We start from the raw sequence: 13,603 nt of genomic DNA on the forward strand, positions 1-13,603 counted from the left end.
GGTCGATGGTGCCGCGCTTGGGTTCTTGTCCGAGCATTTCGACCTCAGATCGAGCGGTGGCGTACTTTCTCGATAGCGGCAGCACCGACCCATTCTGTGCTAGACTGAGAACGTGGAAGAGACAGCACGAGCCACATCCTGGATTTCACGATCCCGCTTTCGAGCGCTGGTGACGCAGGCACTGGACGGGATTCCGTCCTCTGTGCAGGAGTCCATTCGCAATGTCGAAATCGTTATCGAGGACGCACCCTCCGACGAGGTTCTGAAATCCTTGGGACTGGCGCGCCGGGAAGGCAGCCTGTTTGGTCTTTACGAGGGTGTCCCGCCGATCGAACGCGGCAGCGATTTTCCGATGCTGCCAGATCGTATCGTACTTTATTATGAAACGCTGACAGACGCGCATCGAGATGAGTATCATCTTCGGCGGGAAGTGAGGCGGACACTGATTCATGAACTCGGGCATCATTTCGGGTTCGATGATCGCCACCTGCGAGGGAGAGGATATTGAGTTTTTCAGTTGATACCAGAATTTCGGATCTTGATGCCATGGAAGCGGAGGGCGTCGACCTTCTCGTCGTTGGGGGTGGAATTACCGGTGCCGGTATCGCCCGAGATGCCGCGATGCGGGGACTCTCCGTCGGGTTGGTTGAGCGAGGAGATTTTGCCTCCGGCACCTCGAGTCGCTCGTCCAAATTGATTCACGGCGGCCTGCGTTATCTGGAGCAGGGAGAGATCAATCTGGTTCTCGAAGCCAACCGGGAGCGGAAATGCCTCACCGAGATTGCTCCGCACCTCGCAATGCACGCACGGCTGGCGTTTCCGGTTCACGGCCGGACAAGTGCCGGCTTGATGAAGCTGCGGGCTGGACTTTGGGCCTTCGAGAAGATGGCGAAAATACCAGCTGAAGAATTGCATGAAGTCTGGGATCGCGACGAATCGGTCGCGCGAATCCCCGGATTACTCAAGGACCGACTGCAGGGATCGGCTGTCTACACGGAGTATATTACCGACGATGCCCGCCTGACACTGGAAACTCTGAAATCGGCCAAGCGCTATGGAGCGAGGGTCGTCAACCGAGCCCCTGCAACTGCGCTGCGAGAACAGGAGTCCGCGCTGACGGTATCCGGCGATGGACAGAGCCGGAGGGCGGGCCTTGTCGTTGGTCTGCGCGATGACCTTTCGGGACGCTCGCTGGATGTGAATGCGGCTGTCGTGGTGAATGCAGCCGGCCCGTGGGTCGATTCGGTCCGCCGTCTTGGCGGTGCCGCAAATGATCGCATGCAATTGACCAAGGGAATCCATCTGGTGGTCGAGCGAGAGCGTCTTCCCGTCGATGATATTGTCGTGATGCGAGCGCAGGACAAGCGTATTCTTTTCGTCGTTCCCTTTGAGGATATCTGCTGGATCGGTACCACCGATACATTCTATCCAGAGGCGGTAGAGCGACCGGAGATCACCCGCGAGGATGTCGACTATCTACTCGAGGCCACCAACCGGAACTGGCCTGATCAGCCCATCGATCCAAGCGAGGTCCGGGGCGCCTGGGCTGGCGTGCGACCGCTTTTGCGACAGGAGGGAAAAAACCCCTCGGAGATCTCGCGAAAGGATGAAGTTCTCATCGAGCCTAACGGTCTTCTTTCGATTGCTGGTGGCAAGCTCACCACATACCGCCAGATGGCGGAGCGAGTGGTGGATGCCGTTGTGGAGCGATTGGGCGGGGCGGGAACGCCATGCCGCACCGGCGAAGTTCCTCTGGTGGAAGGCGAGGAGCCAATCTCGATGGTGCGCACGCGTCTCTCGGATGAGGAGATCCGCTTCGCGATCGAAGAAGAGAGCGCATCTTCGGTGACCGACGTTCTCGAGCGTCGGGCCCGTGCAAACTTTTTCGCAGCGGATAATGGTCTGGGTGCCGTGGAGAGCGTGGCGTCCACGCTGGCCGGACGGATGGGTTGGACAGATGAAGAGACGGATCAGGAGATTCGCCTCTATCAAGCGAGGATCCGTGAGGATCTGGCCTGGCGGCAGGAGTAGTTGAACGTGGATATCATCAAAATGCTGGAGGAGGGACTTCCTGCGGGGAGAGTCGTCGTCACGGAAGACGATCGTCAGGCACACGCTCATGATTATTGGGCGCTTGAAGCGATTCGTGATCTCGGCGGGACCCCTGCTGCGGGGCCGCTTTGCGTGGTCTATCCCGAGAGCACGGAGGAAGTTTCCAAAGCGCTGCAGCTGGCGTCGCAAAGCGGGACTGCGGTGGTGCCCTACGGCCTGGGGTCCGGAGTTTGCGGCGGTGTCCGGCCCGGAGCGGCGGCCATTGTCGTCGACCTGTCGCGCATGAACAAGGTTCTGGAACTCTCGGATGAAGCTCTGACCTGCCGCGTGCAGCCGGGGATGAGGGGCTCGGAGTTTGAAGAGCATCTCGAATCCCATGGTCTGACCTTGGGCCATTTCCCGCAGTCGATCGCCGTATCGAGTGTTGGGGGCTGGGTGGCTACGAGAGCATCAGGCCAGTTTTCCACGCGTTATGGGAACACGGAAGATATGGTGCTCTCCCTTGAGTGTGTGCTGCCCGATGGGACGGTCGTTCGGACGTTTCCGTCGCCCCGCAGTGCGACCGGGCCCGACCTCAAGGCCCTTCTTCTGGGTTCTGAGGGAACCTTGGGCATCCTCACCGAGGTCACTTTCAAGTGCTGGCCAAAGCATGCTTTTCGTTCCGGGACGGCCTACCGCCTGCCCACCTGGGATGATGGTCTCGAGATTACGCGGAAAGTCCTGCGAGATGGTTGGCGCCCAGCCGTTCTCCGTCTCTACGACGGAGTGGAGGCGCAGCGCAATTTCGGAGAGTGGGTTCCCGAGCCCGAACCACTCCTGTTGGTCATGACCGAGGGCAGCGAGTCCATGCAACCCGCACTGGAACTGGAATTGGCGGCGGTCGAGAAATCCTGCCTGGCTCACGGCGGCGAGGACCTTGGATCGGCTCCTCTCGATCAATGGATGGGGCATCGGAATTCGGTTCCCTCATGGGAGGAATTGCTCAAGGCGGGTCTGGTCGTCGACACCATTGAGGTCGCGGCGACCTGGGATCGGATCACGCCACTCTACGAAGCTGTGACAGCGGCCATTATGGCGGTACCGGGTGTTTTGATTGCCAGTGGTCACACTTCGCATGCCTATACGACAGGGGTGAATATCTATTTCACCTTCGTGGGTCAGTCCGAGGATGCAGCGGAGCAGGAGAGAATCTATTCCGCCTCCTGGAATGCCGCCATGCAGGCAACGATCGATGCCGGCGCCACGATTGCACATCATCATGGCATCGGCCGGGTGCGCCGAGACCATCTCCCGCGCGAGCATGGAGCTGGCGGCATGGCACTCTTGCGGGCGCTGAAAGCCGCGATGGACCCGGATGGTATCCTGAACCCTGAGGTCCTGATCGCGAAAGAAGACTGATTGCCGCTCGGTCGGGAAGCGGAGTTTCAGGACATCGCGAGTGCGGGTTGCAGTTCGAGCAGGCGGGGCAGGTAAACCGGATCGGGCACCAACCCCGTGCGCCGGAAGGCAGACGCGAGAAGGTCGCGAACCTCTCGCTCCATCAGGAACGAGACGTGACCGCCCCGATACCAAACCATTTTGGGCCGCCCCCAATGGCGCCACAAGGCTCGCGCCTGTTCGGGGGGTGCTACCTGGTCGTACAAGCCGGCGAAAATGAAACATTTGGAATTGTCAGTTTTCAATGACAATTCCAGAGGGGAGACGACCCGGAGCATCTCGCAGATGCTGTCCCAGGGAAATCCCAGCAGCCCGGTGACGCGCAGGGCCCATCCGGCTGTGTTGGATTGGACGAGGTCTACAAAGTCGATTGTCGGAATACCGGCGACGACGCAGTCGAGATCGTCTTCCAGAGAAGCAATCATCGCTGTCGTATAGGCTCCCAGCGAAAGTCCGTAAATACCGAGCGCGGGCGCACCTTGTTCTCGAATCCATGCCAGCAGCTTCCGGATATCCCAAATAGCCTGCGTTTCGGCGTGGAGAGTATCGATAAAATCGCCAGCGAGGAAGTGATCGCCGCTCCGTCTTCCAACCGTGCGTGGGCCGTGCAGGGGAAGCGTGGGAATGGCTACGTTCAGGCCGAGGTCGCGATGCAGCCATTGCACCCGGAAGGCTACCGAATCCGCAAGGTCCTGGCCCATCCGGTATCCGGGGATACATACGACCCAAGGACGATCTTCTCCGGGATGTCGGAAAATCTTCGCATGGGCCTGATGGTTTTCTTCATATCCCAGCCAACGCTCCCGCCCTGGCTCACCTTTCCAGGGGGCATAACCGCTGTGGAACGAGATCCGTTCGGCGTCCAGGCCGGCGATCTCGGCCGACTCCAGATGGACATGCGTCGGCGCCTCGGGGGTTCGATGGTATTTCTCGGGATTTTCCAGCCAACCGTTTTCCCGGAAGAAGATAATAGCCTCTTTGGTTTCGGTGGCGATTCGTTTGGCGTCCATCAGCGGCAGGGGCGCTCCGCCCAGAACCTCGGACGCGAAGAAAAGTTCGTCGACGGCGGCTTTGGCTCGAACGGCAAGGCTTGCGGTACCGGGTCCTCGTGGCACCAAATCTCTTCCGGAGTCGCCGCTCAGCCATCTTGCGGCAAGGATCCAGGGCAATGCCATGAGTCGGGTGGCGGCTTCTGCCGCCTGAAATACGCTTTCTTGGACCATAAAATTACTTGTCCGTTCTTGCTGAGAAACCCGGCTTATCAAGTTTTCGCGAGACGGGGAAGTCACAGAAAGAAAATCGCTCTGTAAAGTGATGGTTACCGAGAAGCATTACGGGGTCTCATCCGCGGGGGCAGCTTCCGCAATGCCCATGAGCACAGCACATCGATGCAGGCAGTCGATCGTCGAGGCCTCGTCGGCAACGATCAGTTCCAGAAGCAGGCGGCTTTCGAGGTCGTCCTCAATCTGATCGATGACCTCGCGAAGCGGTGCGGTCGCGGCCTCGGCATTCGGGAGTCGCGACAGGACTTCACGCAATTTTTCTACATCAGAGATTCGTGTCGAGGCGAGTCTTGCCTGAGTCGCCTCGGCGAAACTCGCAGGGAGGCAGGCCGTCTCGGTTCCTCCGATCTCGCGCAGTCGGGCGGCGAGAATTCTGCCGTGCATCGCTTCTCGACCGCTGATGGCTCGCAGGGTTCCGCGGAGACCGGGGTGACTGGCTACTTCTTGCCATCGCTGGAAGATTTCCCCGCCGAAAGACTCCCCGGCACGAAGCTCATCCAGGAAATGGCGGAGCAGGGATTGTTCCGACGAAAACAATTTCCCCTGACTATGCCATTGGCGCGCCGGGGGTGTCGGTGCGGAGGACGGGCTGGTCTCGCCGGATTCTCCCGACTCCAGATCGCGGAGCTGTTCCTCGAAAATTTCGTCCGAAATCAGGCCCTTGCGATAGGCTTTCAGGAGCTGGCGGAGCTCGAAGTTGCGGTCGACGGTAGACATCAGGGGTTCCAAAGAAGAATCAACGTCAGATTCTTCCGATCACTTTACTCCCCTGAGTGAATGTCGAGCGATAGTTTTCCTTTCGAAACCTGTATTTTGACTTTTCCGCCCAGCGCCAGGCGCCCAAAGAGGATTTCGTCGGCCAGCGGGCGCTTGATTTCACGCTCGATGAGGCGAGCCATAGGGCGAGCGCCATAGAGCTTGTCAAAGCCTTCCTTCGCCAGCCATTCTCGAGCCCCCTTGGTCAGTTCGAGCCGAACCGACTTTTCGGCCAATTGCTCGCGGACCTCGACCAGATTCTTCTCGACCACCTTTAGAATCGCATCGGGGTCGAGGGGGTCGAACATGATCGTCGCATCGAGTCGGTTTCGGAATTCGGGGCTGAAAGTTTTCTCGATCGCCTGTCGAGCGGAGCCGGTTGAATGGTCACCGGTAAAGCCGATCGCGGTGGAGGTCATCTCGCGGGCCCCGGCGTTGGTCGTCAGGATCAGCACAATATTGCGGAAGTCGGCTTTGCGACCCGTATTGTCGGTGAGAGTTGCGTGATCCATCACCTGCAAAAGAATGTTGAAGAGGTCGGGATGCGCCTTCTCGATTTCGTCGAGGACGACCACCGAATGCGGGGTTTTACGAACGGCATCGGTCAGGAGACCGCCCTGATCAAACCCGACATAGCCCGGAGGGGCGCCGATCAGTCGCGAGACGGTATGCTTCTCCATATACTCACTCATATCGAAGCGATGCAGTTCGACGCCGAGGACAGAGGCTAGTTGGCGCGCAAGTTCCGTCTTGCCCACGCCGGTCGGCCCCGCGAAGAGAAAGGATCCGACCGGCCTCTCGGTATGTCCCAGGCCTGAGCGCTGGAGCTTGATGACGGACGCCAGTTGATCGATCGCATGGTCTTGGCCGTATATGACAGCCTTCAGGTCGGGTTCGATCTTTTCGAGAAGCTCGCGAGCATCCGTCGAGACTTTTTTCTCGGGTATTTTCGCAATCCGCGCGACGGTAATCTCGATTTCGGCCTCGGTGATTTCGCGACGCTTCTTGTCGTCCGGCAGGATGCTGTCGGCGGCGCCCGTCTCATCGATGACATCGATGGCCTTGTCGGGCAGGTGTCGATCGCTGATATAGCGAGCCGATAGATCGGCGGCTGTGCAGATAGCTTCGTCGGTGTAGGTCACGCCGTGATGTTCTTCGTAGCGGCTCTTCAGGCCGCGCAGGATTTCGACGGTCTCGTCGACGGAAGGCTCGGGAACATCGATTTTCTGGAATCGTCGCTCGAGAGCACGGTCCTTGTCGAAGGATTTCTTGTATTCGCCAAATGTGGTGGCACCGATGCAGCGTAGCTCGCCATTGGCCAGAGCCGGCTTCAGCAGGTTGGAGGCATCCATGGTCCCGCCGCTAGTGGCGCCCGCGCCGACAATCGTATGGATCTCATCGATAAAGAGAATGGAGTGGTCGCGTTCGTTCAGCGCCTTGATGACGCTTTTCAGCCGCTCTTCGAATTGGCCGCGAAATTTTGTTCCGGCGATTAGCGCTCCCATATCGAGCGCGAATATATTCGCTTCCTTGAGGGTATCGGGAACATCTCCGGTGTGAAGCTTGCGAGCCAGACCTTCGACGATCGCGGTTTTACCAACCCCGGCCTCGCCGACGAAAATCGGGTTGTTTTTGCGGCGGCGTGCGAGGATATGAATGGCTCGCTCCAGCTCCTGATGGCGTCCGATCAGAGGATCGATATCGCCGGCTTCCGCGCGTGCGCGCAGGTCGGTCGTCCATGCGGCCAGAGGATCGGTCGCCGGGGCTTCATCGTCTTCGTCGGAGGGAGAGATCTCCTCCCGAGATGCCCCTTCTTCGCCGCCAGCACCGGAGGTGCCACCATCCTTGAGGTTATGTGAGATGATGCGCACCACATCCAGACGACTGACGCCCTGGCTTTCGAGCGCCCAGAGGGCGTGGCAACTCGGCTCGCGAAACAGAGCGACGATCAGGCCCGGGCCGTCGATGGTCGCTCTCTCTGCATTCACTGCGTGCAGTGCTGCCCGCTGCAGCACCCGTTGCAATGCCGGAGTCTCCTGCGGTGCCTGATCCATTCCCTCGGGCAGCGCCTCGACGGTATGCTGGAGGTGCAATTCGAGTTCACTCCGGACCTGTTCGAGGTCGACGTTGAGAAGCTCCAGGAGTAACTGCACCTCCTCGTTGTCGAGCAAGGCCAGCAATACATGCTCGAGAGTCAGGTATTCGTGCCGGCGCTCTCGAGCCGACTCGAAAGCGGCGCGCAGGGAGGTCTGAAGATCGTTGGTGACCTGTGGCGGTGTCATTCTGGCTCCATCGTCGTCAGCAGAGGGAACTCGTACTCCTCGGCCAGTGTTGTGGTGCGCTGGATCTTGGCTTCGGCAACCTCGAATGGATAGACCCCCGCCACACCAATTCCGTTATTATGTACATGCATCATGATCTGCACAGATTCCGATTCGCTTCTTTGGAACACCATGCGCAGGATCCACACCACGAACTCCCGCGTCGTATAGTCATCATTATGGAGAAGCACCTTGTAGAGCTTGGGACGCTCTACCTTGCGCTTGGCCTTGGTGATGACGGCTTCTTCTGAATCGCGATCCGGACCTGCCATTGCTTCCGCTCCGATTATACCGCTGGTCGATCGGCCACGCCATCGCTTTGGCGCGGAAGGCCCGAAAATCCACTCACAGCTGGCCGGAATCCGCCATATGTTCGGCCACCAGAACAGCACCTTTGGCGGCGCCCATTTTGGTATTATGAGAGACGAGCATGTAGCGGAGACCAGCCTCGTCGACGCGGAGCCGCCCTACCGACGTGGTCATTCCACCGCCGGCTTCCCGGTCGAGCTTCGGCTGTGGTCGGAAAGGGTCGTCATGCACGTGAATCAGGGCCTCGGGCGCCGAGGGGAGACGGCGAGCGCAGAATTCCTTTCCGAAATCCTGGAGCACGGACTGCACTTCGGCGGCATCCGGGGTTTGCGTGAGGCGGACGGTCACGGCTTCGGTATGACCTTCGCTGACATTCGCGCGGGTGCAGGTTGCACTGACCAAAGCCTGATGGTGGTCAAAGCCGCTGCTGCCGACCGAACCCAGAACCTTGCCGGTCTCCCAGGCCACTTTTTCCTCTTCGCCGGAGATGAAGGGGATGATGTTGTCGAGAATATCCATCGCACCGACGCCCGGTGTTCGGCCGGCCCCCGAGAGGCCCTGCATGGAGGTGAGGATAACCTGCTCGAGCCCAAAGGCATCGGCGAGAGGTTTCAGCGTCACCACAAGTCCCATGGTGGTGCAGTTCGGTAGGGGAACCACGAAGCCCTCCCAGCCGCGATTCTTTCGTTGTGCGTCGAGCACCGAGAGCTGATCGAGGTTGACCCCGGGGACGGCGATCGGCACGTCGGATTCGCGACGGAAGGCAGAGGCGGTGGAAAATACCGGGATCTTCACGGCGAGTCGGGGTTCGACTTCCTTGGCGGCATCGCTTTCGATGGCCGCAAAGACCAGATCGACCGAATCCGGGTCGAGATCCATCGCGTTCTGTACCTCGAGATCGAGGACATGGTCGTCAGGCTCGTGGGCGCAGTACCATTTGCGCGCTCCATTCTCGTCGAGCAGCGCTTTTCGGAAGCTCTTGCCCGCGGAACGGGGAGAGGCCGCAACCGCGGTTACGTTGAACCAGGGGTGTCCCCGCAGCGATTCGAGAAATTGTTGGCCCGCGACACCTGTCGCACCGACTACCGCGACGTTCCATGTCCGAGAGGGCGCCATTAGAAAGAGCTCCGCGCGTGAATATCCATGAAATAATGTTCGGGACCGGACGCGGGAAAGTCAATATGGCGATGTCTTTGGCGTCGGCACGATTGTGCGAAGGCACATCTATTCATGGGGCTGATCTTCCAGATGCAGTGAGGTTGGGCATCCTTGGGCCGGGAGGTCGAGCAAATATGAGGGCTTTTGAGCACATAATTTTGAGTTGCATGAGCTCCTCGGTGCAGACGGGCCGGGAAATCGCGAACGTCTACGCATCCCGTCTGGGAGTTGATCCCAGCCCGCGGGTGCGGGTGTATACGATTCTGCCCGGGTTGGCGCATCGCGGATGGATTGTCAGCCTGGGTAAATCCGGACGCGCCAATCGCTGGGCCTTGTCAGCCGCCGGCCGGACGGAACTCGAATGCTGGCTGCATGGGCCCGGAGGGCGCCCCCCGGGAGGGCGTTCCATCGAATTGATGGTCACGCTTGGCTGCCTCTCGGTACCGCGAGAAGACACGGGCTTCCTTCTTCGACGCGAGATTTCCCGTCTGAACCGTCCGGCAGAGGATCCTTTATTCGGAGGAGAGGCTCTGCGGAGGAGGCTGCGGCGGCGGCAGAATCTGGCAGATGAGGTCCTCGGGAAATGGCTCAGATCTGTCCAGGCGTCAGGGTGTCGATGAACTTCTCGGCCGCGGGCGAAAAATGACGCCCTTCCTTATGGATAATACCCAGTTGCCGGACAAAATGTTCGTCGGAAAAGGGAATGGCCACCAGAGACTGGCTCCGGATTTCGGGCCCGACAGCCGGGGCGGGCGCGATCGAGATCCCGGTACCAACCTCGACGATGCGTTTGATCACCTCAATATTGTCGACTTCGGCGACATAATTGACCCGCACCTGATGCTTTTGGAGGACCTTGTCGATTGCCTTATGGGTCGGGATGTCCTTCTCGAAGCCCACAAAATTCTGCCCTTCCAGCTTTTTTACCGAGATCGTCTTGTGCCGGGCGAGAGCATGAGTCGGATCGCAGATCATGACTAGCTGATCCTCGCGAAAGGGGATCAGTCGAATCTGGGGTCTTTTATGTGGGTAGGCGATGACGCCGACATCGAGCGTCCCGGCCAGAACGTCTTCGTAAATCTGGCTGGATTTTTTATATTCGAGCCGGACGTTTACGCTCGGGTAGGCCTTCACATAACGCTTTAGCTCGTCGGAAAATTCATAGAGTCCCACAGAATGCACCGTGGCAACGCGGACAGTGCCGGCCACGATATTGGAGAAAGCCTGCAAGCGGGCTTCGAGGTCCTGGTGCCGGGCCACAATCTCGCGGCTGATTTCATAGAAGATCTCGCCCGCGGGGGTCGGTCGCACCCGTCGTTTGGCCCGCTCCACCAATTTGCGGCCATAGCGAGTTTCCAGGGTGCGGATCTGCTGGCTCACCGCGGATTGCGTGACGTAGTTCTGGGCGGCGGCGACGGAGAAACTGCCCGTGTCCACAAGGTCGCAGAATACTTTCAGGGTTTCGATATGCATGGGTCTTATTCAGCTGTTCTAATCCAACTGGCCTGTCGGATTAGGCTAGCACGCATTAAGAACCCCGCAATCCTGAAATCAGTAGGTTTTTTAGGGATTTCCTGAATTCGTCTCGATTCGCGGGTGGAGATCGGCACCACGGGCTTTGGGATACCGGTTACTTTGGGGCGGGTTTTGGCTGCCGGCTGTGATCCGGGCCCGCTGCGAATGGCAGGAATCGTTGGCCAAAACCGCTCGGCCAAAGAAATCCGGTTCAGGAGGAAAGAGGACGCTTCCTCTTTGCGACGACGACGACGTCCTGGCCTTTGACGCGCACCCGCCGACCGCCGGGAGCTTGCCAGGCCGAGGGCTTGGCCGACGCACTCTTCTCAAAAAGCTGCGAGCTCAACGATGCCATCGTGTCTGCTTCGCGCGCCCGATTCTCTCGCCACTGACGGAGATCCCGCTCCAGACTTGTTTCCATGAGACCACTCCTCCACACAACACCACAACCGACGCCTCCCGTGAGGCACTCTCGTCGTCGGCCAGTAACGCCGACAAACCTTGTTCTACAGGAAAACGCAGGCAAGGCGAAGCGAGAATCGGAAAAACTTGTGGGCCGCGCGATGGGCGGGCGGGGCGATGGATCAGCCGCCGCTGAAAGTCTCGAGGGTTTTGGCCCGCGCGGGATTGCGCAGTTTGCGCAGAGCTTTGGCCTCGATCTGCCGGATACGTTCGCGCGTGACGGCAAACCGTTGACCGACTTCTTCGAGGGTGAAGTCGGAGCGCTCGCCGATTCCGAAACGCATCCGCAGGATTTGTTCCTCGCGCGGCGTGAGAGTCGCCAATACCTTGCGCGTCTGCTCCTCGAGACTGATCGCCATTGCGGCGTCGGCCGGGGAAACGCCTTGGCGATCCTCGACGAAATCGCCCAAGGCGCTCTCTTCATCGTCGCCGATCGGAGTTTCGAGCGAGACGGGTTCTTTGACGATCTTCAGAACCTTGCGCACCTTGTCGGCCGGCATTTCCATTTGCTGGGCGATTTCATCCGGCGTTGGTTCTCGGCCGAGTTGCTGGACAAGGTAGCGTGAGGTTCGCAGGACCTTGTTGATCGTCTCGATCATATGAACCGGAATACGAATCGTACGGGCCTGGTCAGCGATTGCGCGAGATACGGACTGCCGGATCCACCAGGTGGCATAGGTCGAGAATTTGTAGCCGCGCTGATACTCGAACTTCTCCACGGCGCGCATCAGTCCGATATTGCCTTCCTGAATCAGGTCGAGGAAGCCGAGTCCGCGGTTTGTGTAGCGTTTGGCGATCGATACGACGAGGCGTAAATTGGCCTCGATCAGCGCGCGCTTACCTTCCTGCGCGTGCCATTCTCCTCGTTGAATCCTGTCGGCTGCGGTGATGAGTTCTTCGGCCGTCATTCCGACTTCGCGTTCAACCTGAGCGGCGTCCTTGCGAACTTCTCGCAGATTGATCACATGGCTCATGATCCGATCGGCGCTCATCCGGAGGGTTCGAGCGACTGCCGTCGCGCTGGCCTTGTCTCCGGGCTTCACCTTCTTGAGAATCGTGAGCACGTCAGCTTCGTTTTTACCGCTTCGCTGACGCACCTTGCGCACGATCCGGGCAGGAGCTTTCGCCAATTCTGCGGCTTCGGCGATCTTCGATGCGATATCGTTGATATGCTTGGGGCTCAGGTTCATGGCCCGTAGTGTGGCGATTGTCTTGTCGGCGAATGTGGCGAGCTTTTTTCCGTGTTTGGTGGTTTCGGCGGCTGTTTTGCGTCCCTTGCCGGCCTCTTCCAGTTTGACGCTCTCGACCGCGAGTCGGTTCAGGGAGGGAAGGTGCTTGACGAAGGCAGCAACTTTCTTTTCGTAGCGGTCGTCGGGCGTCTCGTCGTCGGACCGGTCTTCCTGAGGCGCTTCGTCATCGCCGAAGACTTCCCGAGGCGTCAACTCCTCGCTTTTGAGCTTTTCACAGACGGTGATCGCATACTGCAGGGCGAGAGGCGTCGAGAAGACCGCGACCTCAACTTCGTTCTCGCCGGATTCGATCTGCTTGGCGATGGTGACTTCTTCTTCTCGAGACAGCAGCGGTACGCCGCCCATCTCTTGCAGATACATCCGCACAGGATCGGAAGTGTCGGAGGCATTCGTCGTCGATGCCGGGGTGCGCGTGCGGGCCCGGGTGCCCGTGCTCGGTTCTGCGGGGGTTGCTTCCTCGGCCTCGGGTTCAGGCGAATCGAATTCCGGACCCTCGGTGTCGGCCTGCTCGACAACCTCGATGTCCAGCTGTCCCAGCATGGTCATCACATCTTCGATGGCTTCCGGTGTGCCGGCCTGCTTTGCGAAACTCTTGCTGACTTCCTCGGTCGTCAGAAAGCCACGCTCCTTGCCGAGTTCGATCAGCTTTTCCAGCCTGGCCTCAGCTTTGGCCTGAGCAGCTGTTTGCGCCTTGGTGGCGGTCTTGCCAGAAGCAGCGACCTTTTGGGTGCCTGCCTTTTTCGCCCGAGTCGAAGTTTTTCCTCCGGGAGCACTCTTGAGGACGATCGGCTTGGTTGCCGTCTTTGGCGATGCCGGTTTTTTTGCAGCCGTTTTCTTCTTGGCTGCCGTCTTGGTCGCCTTCTTGGCCGTGGCCGCCGTCTGCTTTGGCGCAGTTTTGGCGGCTCGTTTCTTGGCCGCGGCCACCTTTGGAGAGGTGGTTTTTCGGGCTCCAGCTTTCTTCGCGACAGCGCTCGGGGTCTTTTTCACGGCTATACCTTTCGCAGCGAACCGGGCTGGTTCCTCGTATGAAACGGGTTGCTCAAGACATGATGGGTAGTTT

General features: G+C 59.3%; 12 protein-coding genes. 4 read left to right on the forward strand and 8 right to left on the reverse strand.

Features of this window, described 5'->3' with window-relative positions; all coding sequences use genetic code 11:
* Nucleotides 1-112 precede the first annotated feature (112 nt).
* From P8K07_13585 to P8K07_13595, 3 genes are read left to right on the forward strand one after another with little or no spacing between them, the layout of a single operon-like run.
* Nucleotides 113-508: a metallopeptidase family protein gene (locus P8K07_13585; protein MDG1959548.1), complete on the forward strand. Its 396-nt coding sequence runs from the start codon at nt 113-115 to the stop codon at nt 506-508.
* Nucleotides 505-2,031, forward strand: coding sequence for a glycerol-3-phosphate dehydrogenase/oxidase (locus P8K07_13590; protein MDG1959549.1), 1,527 nt, complete (start codon nt 505-507; stop codon nt 2,029-2,031). The genes P8K07_13585 and P8K07_13590 overlap by 4 nt, the downstream gene beginning before the upstream one ends.
* A gap of 6 nt (nt 2,032-2,037) precedes the next feature.
* Nucleotides 2,038-3,450 (forward strand): FAD-binding oxidoreductase, encoded by a 1,413-nt coding sequence (locus P8K07_13595; protein ID MDG1959550.1) that lies wholly within the window; start codon nt 2,038-2,040, stop codon nt 3,448-3,450.
* Between the two features lie 26 nt (nt 3,451-3,476).
* Here P8K07_13595 and P8K07_13600 read toward each other — a convergent pair whose 3' ends face one another.
* From P8K07_13600 to asd, 5 genes are all read right to left on the reverse strand, one after another.
* The gene (locus P8K07_13600; protein ID MDG1959551.1) at nt 3,477-4,712 is read right to left on the reverse strand and encodes a hypothetical protein; all 1,236 of its coding nucleotides are present in this window, start codon (nt 4,710-4,712) and stop codon (nt 3,477-3,479) included.
* A gap of 108 nt (nt 4,713-4,820) precedes the next feature.
* Nucleotides 4,821-5,489, reverse strand: a complete 669-nt coding sequence (locus tag P8K07_13605) for a hypothetical protein (GenBank protein ID MDG1959552.1) — start codon at nt 5,487-5,489, stop codon at nt 4,821-4,823.
* 44 nt (nt 5,490-5,533) lie between these two features.
* A complete protein-coding gene (clpA, locus tag P8K07_13610) occupies nt 5,534-7,810 on the reverse strand; it encodes an ATP-dependent Clp protease ATP-binding subunit ClpA (GenBank protein ID MDG1959553.1) in 2,277 nt (758 codons plus the stop codon).
* Nucleotides 7,807-8,121, reverse strand: a complete 315-nt coding sequence (locus tag P8K07_13615) for an ATP-dependent Clp protease adaptor ClpS (GenBank protein MDG1959554.1) — start codon at nt 8,119-8,121, stop codon at nt 7,807-7,809. Before P8K07_13615 ends, clpA begins: the two co-directional genes overlap by 4 nt.
* Nucleotides 8,122-8,194: 73 nt before the next feature.
* A complete protein-coding gene (gene asd, locus P8K07_13620) occupies nt 8,195-9,274 on the reverse strand; it encodes an aspartate-semialdehyde dehydrogenase (GenBank protein ID MDG1959555.1) in 1,080 nt (359 codons plus the stop codon).
* A gap of 209 nt (nt 9,275-9,483) precedes the next feature.
* On the opposite strand from asd, the gene P8K07_13625 reads away from it, so the two are divergent.
* Complete coding sequence (locus tag P8K07_13625) at nt 9,484-9,936, forward strand: hypothetical protein (protein ID MDG1959556.1); 453 nt, start codon at nt 9,484-9,486, stop codon at nt 9,934-9,936.
* Here the strand turns inward: P8K07_13625 and P8K07_13630 are convergent.
* The 3 genes from P8K07_13630 to rpoD all read right to left on the reverse strand — a co-directional run bounded on the left by P8K07_13630 (nt 9,905) and on the right by rpoD (nt 13,530).
* Nucleotides 9,905-10,789, reverse strand: a complete 885-nt coding sequence (locus P8K07_13630) for a LysR family transcriptional regulator (protein ID MDG1959557.1) — start codon at nt 10,787-10,789, stop codon at nt 9,905-9,907. The two genes, P8K07_13625 and P8K07_13630, sit on opposite strands and share 32 nt — an antisense overlap.
* 253 nt (nt 10,790-11,042) lie before the next feature.
* Nucleotides 11,043-11,252, reverse strand: coding sequence for a hypothetical protein (locus tag P8K07_13635; protein ID MDG1959558.1), 210 nt, complete (start codon nt 11,250-11,252; stop codon nt 11,043-11,045).
* A 163-nt stretch (nt 11,253-11,415) separates the two neighbouring features.
* On the reverse strand, nt 11,416-13,530 hold the full coding sequence (rpoD, locus tag P8K07_13640; protein ID MDG1959559.1) for an RNA polymerase sigma factor RpoD: 2,115 nt from the start codon (nt 13,528-13,530) through the stop codon (nt 11,416-11,418).
* Nucleotides 13,531-13,603 lie beyond the last annotated feature (73 nt).

This window comes from Candidatus Binatia bacterium (assembly GCA_029248525.1).
GTDB lineage: Bacteria > Desulfobacterota > Binatia > UBA12015 > UBA12015 > UBA12015.

Coding starts and splice junctions, on each gene's coding strand:
- P8K07_13600 (MDG1959551.1), bottom strand. CDS start 4,712: ATGGTCCAAGAAAGCGTATTTCAGGCGGCAGAAGCCGCCACCCGACTC.
- P8K07_13605 (MDG1959552.1), bottom strand. CDS start 5,489: ATGTCTACCGTCGACCGCAACTTCGAGCTCCGCCAGCTCCTGAAAGCC.
- clpA (MDG1959553.1), bottom strand. CDS start 7,810: ATGACACCGCCACAGGTCACCAACGATCTTCAGACCTCCCTGCGCGCC.
- P8K07_13615 (MDG1959554.1), bottom strand. CDS start 8,121: ATGGCAGGTCCGGATCGCGATTCAGAAGAAGCCGTCATCACCAAGGCC.
- asd (MDG1959555.1), bottom strand. CDS start 9,274: ATGGCGCCCTCTCGGACATGGAACGTCGCGGTAGTCGGTGCGACAGGT.
- P8K07_13625 (MDG1959556.1), top strand. CDS start 9,484: ATGAGCTCCTCGGTGCAGACGGGCCGGGAAATCGCGAACGTCTACGCA.
- P8K07_13630 (MDG1959557.1), bottom strand. CDS start 10,789: ATGCATATCGAAACCCTGAAAGTATTCTGCGACCTTGTGGACACGGGC.
- P8K07_13635 (MDG1959558.1), bottom strand. CDS start 11,252: ATGGAAACAAGTCTGGAGCGGGATCTCCGTCAGTGGCGAGAGAATCGG.